Here is a 16,555-nt window from a genome sequence, read left to right as displayed (position 1 = left end):
AAAACGCGAACCTTACCTTGAAATCAGACCTTCTCAAGCTCGCCCGCATGAAACTTGATGGCCAGCAGCACCAATGGCACGTAAGCGATCGTTAACGCCAAGGCACCATCCAAACTCCACAATACGACGCAGGCCGCCAGAGGCAACAGCCAAAACAGATTGATCGCTGCCACAGTTAGCGTCACTGGCAGATGCCGGCCACACTGACGCGAAGCAAATTGATAGGCATGACTGCGGTGCGCCTCATACACCTTATCGCCACGCAGCAGACGCCGTATCAAGGTTACGGTTGCATCGACAATAAAGGCACCCAGCAAAATCAACCAAACCCAGAGTAGCTCCGGTGAAATCCAAGCTGCCTGCAACGATAGCAGACCCAGGATGATGCCAAGAAACCCGCTGCCTGCGTCTCCCATAAAGATGCGCGCGGGAGGAAAATTCCAATACAGGAAACCTGCCACTGCCATTGCGAGTAGCAGTGGAGCGACAATCAAGCTTTCAAAACCGCCCAGCCAATAAAGTAGGCAGGCTCCAAGGCACGCGCAAATCGCTTCGACGCTGGCAATGCCGTCGATGCCATCCATGAAGTTGTAGAGGTTGAGCATCCACACCAGGTAGAGGACAGCCAGAATATTCCCTAACCAAGCTAAATCCAGTCGGAAACCGAATAGCGTGATTGCTGGCAGACCGCCCAACCAATACAGCGCCCACACTGATGCCGCGAAATGTCCCAGCAACCGCCAGCGCGCTGCAATGTGGCCATGGTCATCCAGGAATCCCAATACAGCGATACCCGCCCCAGCGCCCAGCATCGCCCACATGATCGGCCAGGCCAGAAGACCGTCTACAGCCAATGCAGGAAGGGCCAACAGGAAACTGAGGACGATTGCCACCCCGCCACCCCGAGGGGTTGGGATTGTGTGTGAGCTACGGGCGTTGGGGATGTCAATAATGCTACGGGCCAAAGCGTAACGACGCAGCAACCAGGTAAGCACGCATGAAAAACCGACAAGCAACAACGACAACATAACATTCATATCAACGTCCAACGTAGAACCCTACCTATACTGCATCTAGAGCCTGCCAATATTTCAACCGGAGCGCCTTTCACTCCAACTGCGCCCCACATTGACCAATGCTTCCCGTGCATTCTCGTCTGGCTGCCACCCCAATAAGCGTCTGGCTTTGCCTGAGTCAACCTGCAGCGAACGGTAAAGTTGAACGTATAAATTTTGACGACCGACCAGTTTTGCTCCAAATAAAGCCAAACTATTCGGGATAGAAAACATACGTGGACGCTTACCCATTCCCTCAGCAAGAAGTCTTACTAAATCAGCCGTCGATAGATCGATTCCATCAGCTATGAGAAAAAGCTCCTGCGCAGCATCTGGGTGCTCGATGCATAATTTAAGAAAACCTATCAGGTTCCTGAGCGAAACCATACTTCTCTTATTATCTACAGCTGCGAAAGGCAGCGGTAGTCCAGTGGAAACAAGTCGCAAAAGCCTGGCAAAATTTCCCGGAGCTTGCGCGTCATAAACCAACGGAGGACGAACAGTAACAAGCTCGACAGAAGAACTCCCCAGAATCGCATTGAGCTGCAACTCCGCCTCATATTTCGAGACCGCATAGTCGGCATGTGGTAGCGGAGGCGTCCGTTCATCAAAAGCCTCAGCAGTAGTTTCCGAACCGTTGACGCCTATTGAGCTGATAAATATAAAACGCCTCACATCCGCTGCAATCGCTAACTGAGCCAGACACACTGTCGCGTCACGGTTGGCAGCACGATATCGCTCGAGGGCATCGATGTTTTGTTCACCGAGTATATGGGCGCGCCCCGCCAAATGAACAATGCAGTCGATTCCCAGTCCTTCAATACTCAGGTCATCGGGACGCTCGAGATCAGCCACCAAGTAATTGACACGATCAATCGGATCAGACAGTTTTCGGACTACGGCACACACCTCGTAACCGGCCAGCAAAAGACTATGGCAAAGAGCCCTGCCAATAAACCCGTTAGCGCCTGTCACCAGGACCTTCCGCGCCCCCTCCTGATTATTGATGGTCACGGCCAGAGATCCCTCGCCCTATCGCAAAATACAGAAGACCTGCCTGCGCCATCTCAACCGGGTTGAAAACATTTCGACCATCCACGACGATTGGATAGCGCAAAGTACTTTTCAGCCATTCGGGTTCGAGTGCCCTATATGCCTTCCATTCGGTACAGATGACTAACGCGTCGGCAGCTTCTACAGCTTCCTCCCGCGAAGTGCACAGGGCAAGGTCATCGCGAATGCCATAGATTCGTTTGCATTCTTCCATCGCCTCTGGATCATGAGCCTTGACAGAGGCACCTGCGGCCCATAGTGCTTCCATTAGCGTTCGGCTGGGAGCATCTCGCATGTCGTCTGTGTTTGGCTTGAATGCCAATCCCCACAACGCAATACACTTCCCTTTCAGCTGCCCATCAAACGCCTGCATCAGCTTTTTAAACAATATATCTTTCTGACGATTATTAACCGCTTCGACAGCCAGCAACAGTTCAGGCTGATATCCTGCCTCCTGAGCCGTTCGAGCCAAGGCTTGAACATCCTTGGGAAAACAGGAGCCGCCATAACCACATCCAGGGTAAATGAAGTGGTAACCGATCCGCGGATCAGAACCGATACCAAGACGAACACTCTCTATATCCGCATCAAGACATTCGGCCAAATTGGCCAACTCATTCATGAAGCTGATTTTGGTAGCCAACATGGAGTTGGCTGCATATTTAGTGAGCTCCGCCGAACGGATATCCATGAACATGATTTTGTCATGATTACGGTTATACGGCGCATAGCAATGACGCATATCCTCAACGACTTTTTCCGAATCCGTACCCACGATAATACGAGGGCCTTTCGTAAAATCGTCAATAGCCGCCCCCTCTTTGAGAAACTCTGGATTGGAGCAAACATTGAACGCGACAACCTTGCCCCTTACGTCGAGTTCGTGTTGAACAACTGCCTTTACCCGATCAGCGGTCCCAACAGGAACAGTCGATTTATCAATGATCAACTTCTCGCTGTCCATGTAAAGTCCAATAGTTTTGGCAACCGCCAAGACATATTGCAAGTCAGCCTTGCCATCCTCATCTGGAGGGGTGCCCACGGCAATAAACTGAAGGTAGCCGTGTCCAACACCCTCCGCCGCATCGGTAGAGAACTTCAATCGTCCGGCCTGGACATTATTTAGAATAAGCTCATCAAGACCAGGTTCGTATATCGGGATAACGCCCCTGTTCAATGCATCAATTTTTTCTTTGTTGATATCAATGCACATCACGGAATGCCCAACATCAGCAAGGCAAGCGCCTGTGACGAGCCCAACATACCCACTACCGAATACTGTAATTTTCATCAGCACCAACTTTCTATTATTTTTCTGACAGCAAATTATCAAAATACTTAATCGTCTTTTCCAAGCCCTGATCAAGCATTATCGTTGGTTGCCAATCCAGAATTTCCTTAGCATAGCTAATATCAGGCTGGCGTTGCTGCGGATCATCTTGAGGTAATGGCTGAAAAATAAGTTTTGAGTTCGACCCCACCAACTCAAGCACCCGCTCTGCTAATTGCCGAATGGTAAACTCTCCGGGATTTCCAAGATTAACGGGGCCGGTGATCTCATCTGAGGTATTCATCAGACGCAAGAAACCTTCAACAAGATCATCCACATAACAGAAGCTGCGAGTTTGCTGCCCCTCACCGTAGATAGTGATATCGTCACCCCGAAGCGCCTGAACAATAAAATTGCTCACTACACGACCGTCGTTCGGATGCATGCGTGGACCATACGTATTAAAGATACGTGCAATTTTTATACGTACATTGTGTTGGCGATGGTAATCGGAAAACAAGGTCTCGGCACAACGTTTACCCTCGTCGTAGCAGGAACGAATACCGATAGGGTTTACCTTCCCCCAATAGGATTCAGGCTGCGGATGAACCTCAGGATCTCCGTACACTTCACTAGTAGAAGCCTGGAAGATTTTGGCTTTGGTACGCTTGGCAAGGCCCAACATATTAATGGCCCCGTGAACACTTGTTTTCAGTGTCTGCACCGGATCAAATTGGTAATGGACAGGTGACGCAGGACATGCCAGGTTATATATTTCATCAACCTCGACGTGTAATGGAAAGGTAACGTCATGGCGAAGAAGCTCGAAATAAGGATTCGTTAACAGGTGCGCAATATTACGCTTCGCACCGGTGTAGAAGTTATCGACACAAAGCACTTCGGAGCCCTGCTCAAGCAACCGCTCACATAGATGAGAACCCAAGAAGCCGGCACCACCAGTTACCATGACACGTTTCATAATCCCTTCCTTAAAATTCGATAGTAAAATCCACCCAACGCATGAGTGAGGGTATAAAGCGCCGCCTGGGCGCTGGAGGTTCCTGGATACTCCCTGTGAACCATATACATACGTTCAAGCATGTATCGCTTTGAGCCCGAGATTTGACCGGCTATTCGCCGATAGCTCAACAAGGGATAGCACAATTTGACAGTATTGCCTATCGCTTCGTGCACTCTTAGCCAACAATGGTAATCTTCGACGGCCTTATAACGGATATCTTCATTAAAAGGAAAACGCAGCATAATTTCCTTTTTCAGGACGACGCTCGAAGTTGGAATGCGTCCCTTTATCTGCTGCTTAGCAAAACTGATATGTTCACAGCCAATATTTTCAACTGGATCAAAAGACAAGCGTGTGTCGTCAGTAAAATCCTTCATCTGGGTACAGCAAAACTCCAGATTATGTTTTTCAAGCGCATCCATCTGGAGCATCAACTTTTGCGGATGCCAAATATCATCCGCATCTAAAAAGGCTATCCATGAGCCGCGCGCACTACGAACGCCTATATTTCTGGGCGCCGCAGGGGCTCCATTATTCTTGTCCAAAGGAATAAGTTTGATTCTTGAGTCCTTCTCTACGAATGACTGGACAACTTGGCGAGTCGAGTCCTTCGAACAGTCATCTATAACAATCAGCTCCCAATCGGGGTAAGTCTGATCAATCACAGACTGTATCGACCGCGCGATCAGTGCCGCAGCGTTATAGGACGGCATGATGACAGAAACCAGCTCCCGAGCTAACTCACTCAACCTCTATCTCCTCTTGGCATTTTAGCCCTGATATTATCTACCCAGCGCAATCCAAAACGTCGCTGAATCAGAAGTGGTTTCAACTTGATACGTTTGACTTCATAACCTGCCAGTTTCTTCCATTCTTTATTTTTCAAAGCAGCAACCACGTCATCTTCACTTCGGCTGTCATCAGCAAAGGAAGCATCATCGGCTGTCATTTTACCCGTTTTGAGCATTGAGATGATTCTCTCAGGATCAGCCCCTTCGAAATACTCATAACGGGTGGTTTCAATAGCACGGACATAATCGACATATTGAGCAAATCGATGAGACCTTAAATAAAGGAAACGTAGGGTCTTACGAATGATCGTATCAGGATCCAGTGAAACCAGAGCCTCATCCCTATATAACGATTGCTTATCGCGAAAAACCCTTACAAATCCGGCCTCCTGGTAAGTCGATGGCCCCATGCATATAACCTGTTTCCCACAGACACCAGCCTCTACTGCTGAGCTCCCTCCGTTTAGAACGACTATATCTGCCTGCTGGATAAGATCATAGGTGCTCGCCTTCTGCTCACTGGAAATACAATAAATACTATTCCTCTCGGCCCAATTCCTATATAAGGCCAATGACCGGTCTCCTACGACTTTGCCAATATTCTCGGCCCAATTAGGATGACAACGAACTACCACTTGGTCGGGCCTGATGGAAAATGCTTCGAATAAATCATCGAGTGCCTTGGTGTTATCTTCCCAGTCCGTCCGCCATTCGTCGTGGCCTGCAAATTCGTTCTTGCTGCTTGGAATAACAAGCACCTTTGGCCCATCACTCTTCAATGGCCAAGGTGCAGGCTCTGGATTCTCGTTATATAACCGCCACTCAAGAGAGTTCGTTTGCAAAAAACGCTCACCGGCCAGTCGTCCAGCCAGATACGCCTGCTCGCTGGTCAATGGCTTATCATCGTATTCCTTGACCATATCGCCCAACGCCTTGAGTGACAAACAGTTCGCATTCGGGATCAATTGAAGCCCGTCGCCGAACCAGGTTCGCTCATGGGTTACATAAGGGATGTTCTTTTGCTCGCACGCATAAGTCACTGCACGGGTCAGGTCCATACGACCATTGAAGCAAACAACCGCTTCAAGACCATTATCCTCTATCCAGCGAAGCGCGCTTTGGTGAACTTTATTGATAGGCTCATACAGACTTTCTCTCACCGCAACGACCTGAGGCTCATTCCACTCAACTTCAGACTCGGTCCGATTTAACGTACATGAGCTGGACAGCGCCAGTTCATCCAGCACCTTCACATCTAGTTGCGTTGAGCTTCTACTCACAGAAGTAATATTTTTAACAGGGAAACTTCTAACCCCACCCAATATACATTTAGGGCACTCAACCAACTTGCGCTTACCTTTAATGGCCCTTGAATAGCAATTAGAGACCACACCATCGCAAGTTAGAAAAAAAACCTCATGACCATCTTTAGCTACAATTGCAGCCAAGTAATAAAGATGCTCGACGTGAGGCCTAAAAGAGAACATATTAACAAACCCAATTCTCATCAACCTTCACTCCCTTCTCATCGAGCACAAAAAAACATATATAAAAGCGGTTACACACAGAGAAGCCAGAACAAATATAAACATAATTACATTTAGAGATGACAAAACGGGAGCAACCAGCAAAGTATCCAACAGAGCAACGTAAAATATAACCTTGAAGACTCCTGTAGATCGCAGCAGCAAAAAATTCATTAACGAAAGCAAACCGCCGAGAAGAAGAGCACCTACCATCACCCCAAGTTGGCCATATTCATAATAAATCGAGCCAGGTAATGAGTTGAACAACCCAGCATATTGGTATTCACCTCCTGCCGCACTACCAATCTTTGAATACAGCGCAAGTACCCCTCCCCACAATGCCGACCCGCCCGCATCGGAAGGTGTATATTGAATATTTTCAGAAAGCACCCAAAAAGTGTGCGTTACATACAAAGCCGTCAGTAGTAGATAATTCTTCAAATCGCATACAGCGCCCCCACTACAAGCCTCATAGGATTGAGTTTTTACGCCGTGCAGATGATCCACAAAGCTATTCAAGTAAGCTTCAGAGTTGTTTCCCCCGACAGAAGCCCGAGCATAGAAGACATACATAATAATAACCAGACACGACATGCCTGCAAAAAAAATCCAAACCAAAGATCTAACCTTGAACAATTCAGAATAGACGCCACGCCCCGAGCTTCCTCGAGCGATAATCACAGCAATAAAACTTACACCCAGCACACCGACTAACGATCTGCCACCTAAAATATACGACCCCGTCAATAATGAAATAATAATCAGAACGCCAAGAGTTCGCCTTTGCCTAGTTGAAAAAAACTCATAATAATAAATCAAAAACACAAAAGCAAAATAATACCAAAACTGTAAAAGATTCCCTAAGACACTAAAAACAGAGGAAACCCCTTCTCCACCTCCCCTCTCACCATTTAGGCGAGATCTTATTTCAACAAAATTATCATTTAAAAAATCCACACCCTGATATAAAGAACGGTCAATCACCAAAAAAAGCAACCCTATTATTGAGATCCAACATGAGAGCCGCATGACTAAATAAAGAGCACTAGGAGGTGAATATGTTAGCTTTGGAGTCACGCAAGGGCTCAGAGCGTACAAATTAAACGACAGAACAAGATAAGAGATAACAAGCAACATATAAAACAGAGCATATACGCCATAGGCCGGATACACATCCGCAAATGCGGATGTGAACGGAATGGACAACTCCAAAGCAGCAAAGAACACCGCCACCATCAGGACTATTATGATGGGCGAAAGTATCTGCCATAAATTTTTTTTTGTGATAATCAATATCACCTACTCCTTCCAGCCCACTGCGCACTTCATCTTAAAATGTCAAAGCTCAAAGGAGTATTTTTCTTGATATCCACAGATGCGGTTTTTCCTAGAATCGCCTCCAGATGCTTCGGTGCCAGACCATAACCCGGCCGTACACTCCTCACATTCTTGAGGCTTAGAAATTCGCCCTTAGAAATGTCTTCTACAGCATACAGAGATCGCCTGAACTGCACATTTCCCTGCTCACTCGACTTACAACCGTAATCAACCTTTCCCAGCGCCGCCCATGCTGTTTGGCTATCCCGACACAGAGCTACAAGCTCCGCCGGCTCAAGGGAAAAACTATCATCAGGGCCGCCACCTCTTCGATCAAGGGTGAAGTGCTTTTCAATGATCGATGCACCTAGGGCGACGCTCGTAATCGCAGTGGTATTGTCCAAGGTGTGATCGGATAAGCCGGTCACCAGACCATGACGCTGAATCATGTCTGGTATCGTGCGTAGATTGTAATCTTGCGCGGGAGCAGGGTAACCACTTACACAATGAAGAATCGCGAGCTCTTTACAGCCACCTTCTCGAGCGGCCTCAATAGCTTCCGCAATCTCTTCGGCATCGGCCATCCCAGTAGAAATGATCATAGGCTTCCCTGTACGGGCAACATATTTGATCAGCGGTAAGTCAATCGCCTCGAACGAAGCAATTTTATATGCTGGAGTATTAAGACTTTCGAGCAGATCAACTGCTGTAGAATCAAAAGGCGAACTAAAAATAGTGATACCCAATTTTCTAGCATAGTCAAATAACGGAGCATGCCACTCCCAAGGCATATGTGCCTCTTGATAGAGTTCATATAACGTCCGTCCATCCCACAACCCACCACTGATTTGAAAATCTTTGGAGTCACAATCCAGCGTAATAGTATCCGCCGTATACGTTTGCAATTTGATCGCGTCGGCGCCGGCCTTCTTGGCCTCTTCCATGATTCGCTTTGCGGTTTCAAAATTACCGTTATGATTGGCAGAAAGCTCAGCAATAATATACGGAGGTTCATCAGCACCAATTTTGCGGCCCGCGATGTTGATACTAGGGTTTTGCATACGCCTGACTCCCATTTGGCTGCCATTCGGTGTTCAACAAACCGAAGCAAATGACCGCATGATAATTTTGGCCATCGTAGTGCTGGTCACGCAAAATGCCTTCCTGCTGAAACCCTAAACCACGATGGAATTTGATGGAGCGTTCGTTAAACACCAGAGCCTGCCCACAAACCTTATGAAGATGAAGGCTTTGGAACGCGTATTTCAGGGCTGTTTGTCCCAATTGCCGTCCCGTACCTTTCTCTGCCTCGGGAGCAACATAGAATCCCCAGTCCGCAACGCCCGGCACCTCTCGTACGATGAAACTCACGAACCCCCGCGCCGATCCATTCACTTCAAAGATCAAAAGATGCTTGCTGGAATCACCAGAGGCACGATTGAACCAGGCACGATGCTCCTCTAACGCGATTTCATGCTGGGTATACATATAGCGACGGATGTTCGGATGATTCCGCCATGTGAGAACAGTGTCCAGATCATCTGACGTCATGACACGAACTGATAAACGAGTCTCCTGCGAACTATTCATTCCTATCGCCCATTCTTTTAATCACTCGCTCAGCGCCTAGCCCATCGCAATATTTTCGCGCACGCTCACTCATCTCCAGTAAGGCGCCTGGCTGGGCCAGAGCGAGTATGGCCGGAGGCAAGCATGCAGGTATGTCCTGCACCAGCTCAATAAGCAGAACGCTACCAGAGCTTAGAAGCGCTCTAGCTGCAGGTTTCTGGTTATCCGCCAACACCACCATAATGGTCGGAACCCCCAGGCAGCATCGCTCCCAAGAAGTACTTCCAGCGGCGCCAACGATAAGGTCTGCGCAGGTCATGCGCTCAGCCATATTTGTTACGTTAACCAGCACCTCAGTTGGCCATGGCATAGTGCTCGCGACTTCTTTTACCGACGTTAGGTATGGCGCTTTAAGCCCCATCACTACGCTAATTCGGCAACCGTCAGGTAAAGAACAGGCTTTCAAGGCTTGCAGGACGGCTCCAGTTGCATTCGCTTGGTCCACGCCTCCCATCGTGATCAAAAGATGTTGAAGCATAGCTGACCCACGGCTCTCCAGACTTTGCATACGCAGGCGAGCAAACTCGGGGCGCAGGAGCGCAAACTGTGCCCCTACCATTACGTGGCAACTCTCTGGAACGAGCCCCACATAGTCTTGTTCCGCACGACCAAGGTTCTGGTCAAGAAGTAGATCACAGATATGTTTGCGATCCGCCAGGTCATCAATGACCAGAAGATGTTTGAAGTACTTCTGCAATGATGCTTCCCAACGCATGTCCAAGGCGTAGTGATCTACTATCAACCAATCTGGCCTTAAGCCTCCAAGCAGGGCAGCACACTCCTGCGCGTCTTGTGATTGAGTAGCACACAGCCAGTCTGAGTGAGCGAGATGATCCCCTTGCAGAACCTGGCGATCAACAAAATCAGCGTTAACTACTGGCTTCAGACCAAACGCTTCAAAACCTTTATTGCGAATGAAATCGAGCAAGTTTCCTGGATGTTCTCGACAAATAAAATGGCACTCAACCCCTTCTGCCCTCAACGCCTCGGCCAACGTTAGGCAACGCATAATGTGTCCGCTACCTATCTGCAGCGAAGCATCGGCCCGGAATACCACTTTCATGCCGTTCACAACGGGCCCGCCTCCGCTTGGAGTGCCTTGTACATCCACTCCGCTCGGACCCAATCTTCTGGAGTATCGATATCTTGCACCCGATGACGCGGTAGCAGCACCGCGCTGGATTCAGGACCGAAAATCATTTTCCCGTCCAACCATGCACTGGCCAGTCCCCAATAGAATTGCCCGGCATCGTGATAACTCTCTTCAAGATCTTGAGAGCGGGTGTTGAAATGTTCAGCGTTGAACATTTCAACACGCCCCGATTCTGTCAGGCGAATCGCTCGCTGGATTGGAAATGCATAACTGGTAACCGAAAATGCGTACTGGCTTCCCGTCTGTTCCAAGAGAGCCAAACCGCGTCGCAAGTCATCGGAGCTAACAAAGGGAGCTGTTGCATAGACACAGCACACCTGTTGAGCATCGAAACCGTCAGCGCTCAGCCATTCAATGGCCTGCTGGATGACCGGTATGGTTCCGGTGTAATCATCCGACAGCTCCGCCGGGCGCATGAACGGAACACAGGCTCCGTATTGGCGCGCAACATTTGCAATCTCCTCGTCATCAGTAGAGACCACGACTTTATCGAAGCAGCCGCTTTCAAGCGCGGTTTCGATTGACCAGGCGATCATCGGCTTGCCGCAAAACATTTTTATATTTTTTCGCGGGATACGTTTGCTGCCACCCCGGGCAGGAATGACGGCCAGTTTCATGCCTTCAGTGCCTTGGCGATAGCGGCGACGACTTGATCCTGCTGTTCATTGCTCATTGTCTGGAACATCGGGATGCTGATGGCTTCACGATAGTAAGCTTGCGCGACCGGGAAGTCCTCAGGCTTGAACCCCATCTGCGCGTAATACGGTTGGGTGTGGACAGGGATGTAATGCAGGTTCACGCCAATCCCTTGTTCGCGAAGGGATTCGAACACTTGGCGGTGACTCCTGGTTACTTTATCCAGCTGCAAGCGAATCACGTACAGATGAAGCCCCGAATAACTGTCTACATGTTGCCAAGGAGTAACCACTGGTAACTCCGCCAACAGATCATTATAGCGAGCAGCCAACTGATGACGCCGCACGATGTATTGATCCAAACGCTCCATCTGGCTGACACCTAAGGCGGCCTGCAGCTCAGTCATTCGATAATTGAAGCCGAGTTCGATCTGCTGATAGTACCAAGGGCCGTCCGTCTCGTGAGTCATCTGTTGCGGATCACGGGTAATACCATGACTGCGCAACAGCGCCATCTTATTGGCCAGCTCAGCATCGTTAGTCAGCGCCATCCCACCTTCGGCGGTAGTAATGATTTTGACTGGGTGGAAACTGAATACAGTGATATCGCTATATTTACCGTTACCTATAAATTCGCCTTTATATTTACCGCCGATGGCATGTGACGCGTCTTCGATGACCTTGAAGCTGTAACGTTTAGCGAGTTTGTGGATTGCCTGCATGTCGCAGGGCTGACCACAAAGATGAACGGGTACAACCACTTTGGGCAACGTACCTTCTCGTTCAGCCCGTTCCAGTTTACGTTCCAGCGCCTGCGGACAAAGATTGTAAGTACGAGGATCGATGTCCACGAAGTCAACTTGTGCACCGCAGTACAAACCGCAGTTGGCGGAAGCGACGAAGGTGACGGGGCTCGTCCATAAACGATCGCCAGGGCCGAGCCCCAGCGCAAGACACGCGATATGCAGAGCAGATGTCGCGCTGTTGACCGCTAACGCGTGACTGGCTCCTACATGCTCAGCAACCTGCTGCTCGAAACGAGGCACCATGGGGCCTTGGGTGAGAAAATCAGATTGCAACACACCAATCACTGCATCAATATCAGCTTGGGTTATGTCCTGGCGACCGTACGGAATCATGTATCAAATACTCCCGATCTTGGTTTCGTTGACGCTAATCCAATTGCGAAGATCTTCGTCGCTCATCCATTCGGTATTGTTGTCACTGGCATAAACGAAGCCTTCTGGAACCTTTTTGCCATCCTTGATGCGCTTCGGACAAGTCGCCCATTCGTTGATAACGGGCAGAATCTTGAAGTGCTCTGGGTACTCATAAGTGTAATAAGAGTCCTCAGCACTGATCATTTGTTCGTGCAGTTTTTCCCCGGGACGAATACCGACGATTTTTTGCTTGGCATCCGGCGCTACTACGCGAGCAAGATCGGTCACTTTCATCGATGGGATCTTCTTCACATAGATTTCGCCACCTTCCATGTCCTCGAAGGCATGCCAGACCAGTTCAACGCCCTCTTCGAGGGAAATCATGAAGCGGGTCATGCGATCATCAGTGATTGGCAGCTCACCGGAATCCTTGATGGACATGAAAAATGGGATAACCGAACCGCGCGACCCCATCACATTGCCATAACGCACCACCGCCATGCGGGTTTCGTGACCGCCAGCATAGGAGTTACCAGCAACGAACAACTTGTCGGATGCCAACTTGGTTGCGCCGTACAGATTAATCGGACTGCTCGCCTTGTCGGTTGACAGCGCCACAACACGCTTGATGCCCTTGTCGATACAGGCATCGATCAGGTTCATGGCGCCATTGATGTTCGTCTTGATGCACTCAAACGGGTTGTACTCGGCAGTGGGGACAATTTTTGTGGCTGCGGCGTGCACTACGTAATCAACACCATCAAGAGCGCGATAAAGGCGCTCTTTGTCGCGAACGTCGCCGATGAAGAAGCGAACACGCGAATCGCCTTGGAATTTTTTTGCCATGTCCCATTGCTTCATCTCATCCCTGGAAAAGATGATGATCTTCTTCGGGTTGTACTTGGCCAGGGTCATCGGCACAAATGTATTCCCGAAAGAACCGGTACCGCCTGTCACCAAAATTGTTTTATTACTCAACATCTAGACGCCCTCAAACCCAAAGCGAAACTTAATTATTTTTGCAGGACCACCTACTACTATTGCCCCTACCGGAACATCCCTGGTCACTACGGAATTCGCGCCGATCACCGCGTGCGATCCAATTTTAACACCGGGCATTATAACCGCATTCGCGCCTATCCAAACATCGTCGCCGATCTGGATTGGCTTGTTGTAATTCGCTAAAAAATCCTCACGCGTGATTCGCCGCTCTTGTTCGCGGATACTCACTCCAGCGTAGCGATCATGCACATGCGAGGTGGATGAGATAAAAATATTTGGTGCCAGGAGGCACTCCTTGCCGATTGCAACGTCACCATTGATGGTGACGTTTCGTTGAATGGTCGTCCCTTCGCCTACAGAAATATCCGTCATAGCCGAAAGCTCAACGCCATCATTTAGCCATACACGATCACCCAGCTTGATCGTTCCGGTACCGGCATTCAACAATGCGCTTTTCACCGTCGTTCGCTCACCAATCAATACACTCCCTCGCCTAGAAATCCTTGCAAAAGGCGAAAACAATGACTTTCTTGGAAGCACTCTAATGAATAAGCCAACAACACGAAGTCGTGCATGTATACCGTCATATAATTTCTTTAACAACACTGACTCTCCAAGATGTATAAATCAACAGCATCAACGACAAAAAAAAGCCGATACACATCAATAATACATAGGCAAAAATTCCACCAGAGCGAAACCAGAAACCGTACAGGAGTGTCAAGACGGCAAAAAATCCGAGCATTCCGATCTGGATCACCAGAAGTTTATTTTTTTGAGACATTACCAACAGATAAGCCGAATAGAAGTCGGCTGCACGCAGAATTGCGCAGGCTAGAAAAACAGCACTCACTCCAATACCCACGTCGAGCCATGCTGCTGCGAACCAACGACTCTGTAAAAGCCACAACAGGCACAACAACACTACCGATAAAAACATGCATACCAGAAGGGAAATTTTGACAACATAGTTGAATCCTGCCTTAGCGCTCACTTGGCAAATTTCCGGAAGCAAGGTTATTACCCTTGTATTAATTAACTGCTGAATAGAAAGCGCCACCATTACGACAAGCGAAAGATATGAAAACCGGGAAAACTCTTCTGCGCTCATAAAATAAGCGGCAAACACCCTGTCTATATATTGCATAAAAGCCCCCACGCACGTAACAGGGACAAACTTCAGACAGTCGATCATGAAAGCTCGACCCGGAACGGTCGCATTTACAAGCCAACCTGCAAGCGATCTGAAGCAAAGCAAAAAACCTATGCAAACTTCAGCCAAAATTGCAAGCGCAGCATCAGCCATAACAAATGCCACACACAAACCCGCCAAGGCAACCATCAGATTCCTGAAGAATAACTGCCTAGCATACTCCACAAATTTTTTTTTACTTTTTATTACCATCAAATCAATCGTAAAAATAAAAAAAATCAGCACTTGGACAAGTGACAATATAAAAATAAAAAGTGGGGCACTCGACAAAACGCCGTATGCAACCAACCCTACCAACCCAATCAACCAGAAACCGCCACCGAACCATTTTACATTAGAGGTAAACTCAGACAACTTTGCCGCATCTTTAACAAGCAGCGGCATCTCAGAGTGACATTTTATTATTACTCCAGAACCAACAACGAGAGCCCCCAACCCAACAATCAGCAAATAATAATTTATTTGGGCATACTGACTCACGGAAAGAAGATGAGCATAGGCAAAACCCTTAAGTGCGGCGACCATAGATGCAGCGCCTGCAAATAAAAGATAGGACCAAGCATGCATCCTAGACGAATATTTTTTGAGCGTTCCTATCACTGACACAACTAATTTCCGAGTAGGTGTTAATTGAGTATTCAAACTGCAACATGAGCCTGGCACGTGAGACAGGGGTCACCCCCTTATGTACAGTAATTGTGTCTTCTATCAAACAAGTCCCAGCAGGCCCGAATACTTTTACAATGTTGTCCGCGCCGTACCCTGCAACTATTTCCTCATCGGTGAAACGACGAGACCTGAGCATTGGGGTTTTATAATTGATTATTCTATTTGAAGTTTTCACAAAAACATGAGGACCTGCTTGATCGTCAACATCGGTCAAATAAAAGAAAAACTTAACAAATTTAAGATCATCCAAATCAAAATGAAAAACATGCGCATGGCGCGCCTTATCTTCCTCGCTCGCATCCACGGGAAAAGTCCACCACATATTGACACTCATCAATTTTGGTGGAACCTTCAAATAGCTGGCAGCAATCGAAAGCAGATAAGGATCATTGGCTATTTTAGCAATTACCGCGTCTTCTCCCGCATTAAAATATTGGGCCAGAAGAAGCTCTTTCCCCAACGACTTTTCCGCCTTTTCCCTATCTTTTAGATAAAATCCTTTTGTTTGATCTCTATCAGCGAAACAGGGATGCGCCTCAGAATACTCCGATAGGTACTGAATAACTTCTTTAGGCAATGAGGGGCCGACCATGGCACCACTGGCTTCCAACTCTGCAACTACCGGCGCAATGGAATTAGCATCAAAAGCTACAAAGGACTCATGCCTTCTTCTTAGCTGCTCTTTACAAAAAACCTCCAGCCGCCCTTTATTAAAGTATGCTACGATCTTCCAAACTAAAGTCCTGACCATCCTGCGTTTAAACAGGCCTCGCATAATTTTATATTTCGTCAACATAACCCTCCTGCCCCCCCCTAATTTTGCAGTAAAACGATAACCGTGACTGGCCGACACGCCATGTGCCATCCTAAGGCTGCCTCATCGACCTGGAAGCAATCGCGATACCCTTGCGCTTTCGCTTCTCCTGCTAGACCAACTCATCCAAAACCTCAGATGACTGCGAATAAAATCTTCACAACCGTCACCCTAGGAGTTGCCGCTTACACTCTGCCTCCCCATGAGAGCACTTTCCAATACGACACAGCACAATGCCGCCTGCCTA

16 protein-coding genes are annotated in these 16,555 nt (G+C 48.3%); all 16 read right to left on the bottom strand.

Translation table 11 applies throughout. From position 1 onward, the window contains the following. Positions 1-23 precede the first annotated feature (23 nt). Positions 24-1,037 (bottom strand): glycosyltransferase family 4 protein, encoded by a 1,014-nt coding sequence (locus tag SGN16_RS08385; RefSeq protein ID WP_335945643.1) that lies wholly within the window; start codon positions 1,035-1,037, stop codon positions 24-26. A 54-nt stretch (positions 1,038-1,091) separates the two neighbouring features. Then, a complete protein-coding gene (locus tag SGN16_RS08380; protein ID WP_335945642.1) occupies positions 1,092-2,069 on the bottom strand; it encodes an NAD-dependent epimerase/dehydratase family protein in 978 nt (325 codons plus the stop codon). Then, positions 2,056-3,399: a UDP-glucose/GDP-mannose dehydrogenase family protein gene (locus SGN16_RS08375; RefSeq protein WP_335945641.1), complete on the bottom strand. Its 1,344-nt coding sequence runs from the start codon at positions 3,397-3,399 to the stop codon at positions 2,056-2,058. The genes SGN16_RS08380 and SGN16_RS08375 overlap by 14 nt, the downstream gene beginning before the upstream one ends. 16 nt (positions 3,400-3,415) lie before the next feature. Next, positions 3,416-4,357: a UDP-glucuronic acid decarboxylase family protein gene (locus tag SGN16_RS08370; RefSeq protein ID WP_335945640.1), complete on the bottom strand. Its 942-nt coding sequence runs from the start codon at positions 4,355-4,357 to the stop codon at positions 3,416-3,418. Next, complete coding sequence (locus SGN16_RS08365; protein ID WP_335945639.1) at positions 4,354-5,148, bottom strand: glycosyltransferase family 2 protein; 795 nt, start codon at positions 5,146-5,148, stop codon at positions 4,354-4,356. Before SGN16_RS08365 ends, SGN16_RS08370 begins: the two co-directional genes overlap by 4 nt. Continuing rightward, positions 5,145-6,698 carry a capsule biosynthesis protein gene (locus tag SGN16_RS08360; protein ID WP_335945638.1) on the bottom strand — a complete coding sequence of 518 codons (1,554 nt, stop codon included), beginning with the start codon at positions 6,696-6,698 and terminating at the stop codon, positions 5,145-5,147. Before SGN16_RS08360 ends, SGN16_RS08365 begins: the two co-directional genes overlap by 4 nt. 6 nt (positions 6,699-6,704) lie before the next feature. Then, positions 6,705-8,009, bottom strand: coding sequence for a hypothetical protein (locus SGN16_RS08355; protein ID WP_335945637.1), 1,305 nt, complete (start codon positions 8,007-8,009; stop codon positions 6,705-6,707). Positions 8,010-8,041: 32 nt separating this feature from the next. Further along, positions 8,042-9,094, bottom strand: coding sequence for a pseudaminic acid synthase (gene pseI / locus SGN16_RS08350; protein ID WP_335945636.1), 1,053 nt, complete (start codon positions 9,092-9,094; stop codon positions 8,042-8,044). Next, positions 9,081-9,623, bottom strand: coding sequence for a UDP-4-amino-4,6-dideoxy-N-acetyl-beta-L-altrosamine N-acetyltransferase (gene pseH, locus SGN16_RS08345; RefSeq protein WP_335945635.1), 543 nt, complete (start codon positions 9,621-9,623; stop codon positions 9,081-9,083). The genes pseI and pseH overlap by 14 nt, the downstream gene beginning before the upstream one ends. Beyond that, positions 9,616-10,725: a UDP-2,4-diacetamido-2,4,6-trideoxy-beta-L-altropyranose hydrolase gene (gene pseG / locus SGN16_RS08340; RefSeq protein ID WP_335945676.1), complete on the bottom strand. Its 1,110-nt coding sequence runs from the start codon at positions 10,723-10,725 to the stop codon at positions 9,616-9,618. The genes pseH and pseG overlap by 8 nt, the downstream gene beginning before the upstream one ends. A 5-nt stretch (positions 10,726-10,730) precedes the next feature. Continuing rightward, positions 10,731-11,432 (bottom strand): pseudaminic acid cytidylyltransferase, encoded by a 702-nt coding sequence (gene pseF, locus SGN16_RS08335; protein WP_335945634.1) that lies wholly within the window; start codon positions 11,430-11,432, stop codon positions 10,731-10,733. After that, complete coding sequence (gene pseC, locus SGN16_RS08330; protein WP_335945633.1) at positions 11,429-12,589, bottom strand: UDP-4-amino-4,6-dideoxy-N-acetyl-beta-L-altrosamine transaminase; 1,161 nt, start codon at positions 12,587-12,589, stop codon at positions 11,429-11,431. The genes pseF and pseC overlap by 4 nt, the downstream gene beginning before the upstream one ends. A 3-nt stretch (positions 12,590-12,592) precedes the next feature. Further along, positions 12,593-13,591: a UDP-N-acetylglucosamine 4,6-dehydratase (inverting) gene (gene pseB / locus SGN16_RS08325; RefSeq protein ID WP_335945632.1), complete on the bottom strand. Its 999-nt coding sequence runs from the start codon at positions 13,589-13,591 to the stop codon at positions 12,593-12,595. Then, positions 13,592-14,071, bottom strand: coding sequence for a DapH/DapD/GlmU-related protein (locus tag SGN16_RS08320; RefSeq protein WP_335945631.1), 480 nt, complete (start codon positions 14,069-14,071; stop codon positions 13,592-13,594). A 124-nt stretch (positions 14,072-14,195) separates the two neighbouring features. Then, positions 14,196-15,350: a hypothetical protein gene (locus tag SGN16_RS08315; RefSeq protein ID WP_335945630.1), complete on the bottom strand. Its 1,155-nt coding sequence runs from the start codon at positions 15,348-15,350 to the stop codon at positions 14,196-14,198. A 43-nt stretch (positions 15,351-15,393) separates the two neighbouring features. After that, positions 15,394-16,290: a hypothetical protein gene (locus SGN16_RS08310; protein ID WP_335945629.1), complete on the bottom strand. Its 897-nt coding sequence runs from the start codon at positions 16,288-16,290 to the stop codon at positions 15,394-15,396. Positions 16,291-16,555: the final 265 nt, after the last annotated feature.

This window comes from Pseudomonas sp. G166 (assembly GCF_037027455.2).
Classification (GTDB): Bacteria; Pseudomonadota; Gammaproteobacteria; order Pseudomonadales; family Pseudomonadaceae; genus Aquipseudomonas.
Note: the sequence above shows the minus strand (reverse complement) of the source record. Positions and strands in the feature narration are given on the sequence as shown.

Coding starts and splice junctions, on each gene's coding strand:
- pseG (WP_335945676.1), bottom strand. CDS start 10,725: ATGAAAGTGGTATTCCGGGCCGATGCTTCGCTGCAGATAGGTAGCGGA.
- SGN16_RS08385 (WP_335945643.1), bottom strand. CDS start 1,037: ATGAATGTTATGTTGTCGTTGTTGCTTGTCGGTTTTTCATGCGTGCTT.
- pseI (WP_335945636.1), bottom strand. CDS start 9,094: ATGCAAAACCCTAGTATCAACATCGCGGGCCGCAAAATTGGTGCTGAT.
- SGN16_RS08360 (WP_335945638.1), bottom strand. CDS start 6,698: ATGAGAATTGGGTTTGTTAATATGTTCTCTTTTAGGCCTCACGTCGAG.
- pseF (WP_335945634.1), bottom strand. CDS start 11,432: ATGAAACTGGCCGTCATTCCTGCCCGGGGTGGCAGCAAACGTATCCCG.
- pseH (WP_335945635.1), bottom strand. CDS start 9,623: ATGAATAGTTCGCAGGAGACTCGTTTATCAGTTCGTGTCATGACGTCA.
- SGN16_RS08370 (WP_335945640.1), bottom strand. CDS start 4,357: ATGAAACGTGTCATGGTAACTGGTGGTGCCGGCTTCTTGGGTTCTCAT.
- SGN16_RS08375 (WP_335945641.1), bottom strand. CDS start 3,399: ATGAAAATTACAGTATTCGGTAGTGGGTATGTTGGGCTCGTCACAGGC.
- SGN16_RS08310 (WP_335945629.1), bottom strand. CDS start 16,290: ATGTTGACGAAATATAAAATTATGCGAGGCCTGTTTAAACGCAGGATG.
- SGN16_RS08315 (WP_335945630.1), bottom strand. CDS start 15,350: ATGGTCGCCGCACTTAAGGGTTTTGCCTATGCTCATCTTCTTTCCGTG.
- pseB (WP_335945632.1), bottom strand. CDS start 13,591: ATGTTGAGTAATAAAACAATTTTGGTGACAGGCGGTACCGGTTCTTTC.
- pseC (WP_335945633.1), bottom strand. CDS start 12,589: ATGATTCCGTACGGTCGCCAGGACATAACCCAAGCTGATATTGATGCA.